Annotated in this window: 1 protein-coding gene; it reads right to left on the bottom strand. The window is 64.7% G+C overall.

All coding sequences use genetic code 11. From position 1 onward, the window contains the following. Positions 1–1,565, bottom strand: a 1,565-nt coding sequence (locus tag H512_RS0120085) for a Clp protease N-terminal domain-containing protein (RefSeq protein WP_026784919.1), incomplete at both ends; no start/stop codon positions are given.

The raw sequence follows: 1,565 nt of genomic DNA, 5'->3' as shown, positions 1-1,565 counted from the left end.
CGGGCTGCGGCATAGTCCTGCTCGCGCTTGATCTGCGCGACCTCGGCCTCTAGCTCCTGGACGTCCACGGGGCGCGCTGTGGCGCTGATCTTCACACGTGCGGCGGCCTGATCGATCAGGTCGATCGCTTTGTCAGGCATGAAGCGACCGGTGATATAGCGATCCGAAAGCTCCGCGGCGGCGATGATCGCCTCGTCGGTGATCGTCACCTTGTGGTGGCTTTCGAGCGTGTCGCGCAGCCCGCGCAGAATCATGATCGTCTGTGCGACCGTGGGCTCGTCCACATAAACCGGCTGGAACCGTCGCTCGAGCGCCGCGTCCTTCTCGATGTATTTCTGGTACTCGTTGAGCGTCGTCGCGCCGATCAGGTTCAGCTCGCCCCGCGCCAGCGCCGGCTTGAAGGTGTTGGCGATGTCGAGACCACCTTCGCCACCGCCCTGGCCGGCGCCGACGATGGTGTGCATCTCGTCGATGAACAGGATCAGGCTGTCCTTCTCCTCGGTGATCTCCTTGAGGATCTTCTGGACTCGCTCCTCGAACTCGCCGCGATACTTCGACCCGGCCACCATCGAGTTGATGTTGAGCTCGACCAGCCGCTTGTCGCGCAGCGCCTCGGGCACTTCGCCCGCGACGATCCGTTGTGCAAGTCCCTCGACGATGGCGGTCTTGCCCACGCCGGGCTCGCCGATCAGCACCGGGTTGTTCTTTTTCCGGCGGGCCAGCACTTCGATCGTCGTCTCGATTTCGCGGGCGCGGCCGATGACGGGATCGAGCTTGCCATCGCGGGCGAGCTTCGTCAGGTCACGGCTGAACTGGTCGAGATCGGGGGTGTTCGACGGAGTCTCGACGCGGCCTTCCTCGGCTCCCTTGCCGACCACCTTCGTCACCTGCTGACGCAGCGCCTGCGGCGTCAACCCCAGCTTGCGCAGCATCGCCGCGGCCAGGCCTTCACCTTCCTCGGCAAGTCCGATCAGAAGGTGCTCGGGACCGACATAGGAATGGCCGAGTTCGTTAGACGCGATGAACGCGCGATTCAGCGCATCCTTGAGGCGCGGACTGACGCCGATCTCGCCCGACGCCTTGGCCTCTCCGCGCTTTGCGTCCTTCTCGATCTGCCGGCGCAGATCGTCCACATCGACCTTGAACTGTTCCAGGATCGTCTTGACGACGTCGGACGAGGTCAGCGCCAGAAGCAGATGTTCGGTATCGACCTCGCTGCGCCCGAATTCCCCGGCCTTCTGTGCTGCATCCTGCAGCAGCTTGTTGCCCTGTTCGCTCAGCCGATCGGCGATGGTGCGTCCGCCGCCGCGCCGCGATCCGCGGCGCGGCGTTTCCTCCCCGAAGGTGGCATCCACGACGTCGTCCTCACCCGCGCCCGTGGCGCCCAGTGCACCACCCCGCAGCGGGCTGTCGCTGAACAGGCTGCCGAACCCGCTATCGCCGAAGAATTCGTCAAAAAGGGAATGTCGTCCGAACAGGGACTCCAGCGGCGATGCGCTGCGGCCCGACCGGCGCACCATTTCGCGGTAGTGCTGATCGCACAGCTCCATGTTCTGAACTTTGCC

Source organism: Pleomorphomonas koreensis DSM 23070 (assembly GCF_000425185.1).
In the GTDB taxonomy this organism is placed as follows: domain Bacteria; phylum Pseudomonadota; class Alphaproteobacteria; order Rhizobiales; family Pleomorphomonadaceae; genus Pleomorphomonas; species Pleomorphomonas koreensis.
The sequence above is the reverse complement of the archived record's forward strand: the minus strand, read 5'-3'. Positions and strand labels throughout refer to the sequence as shown.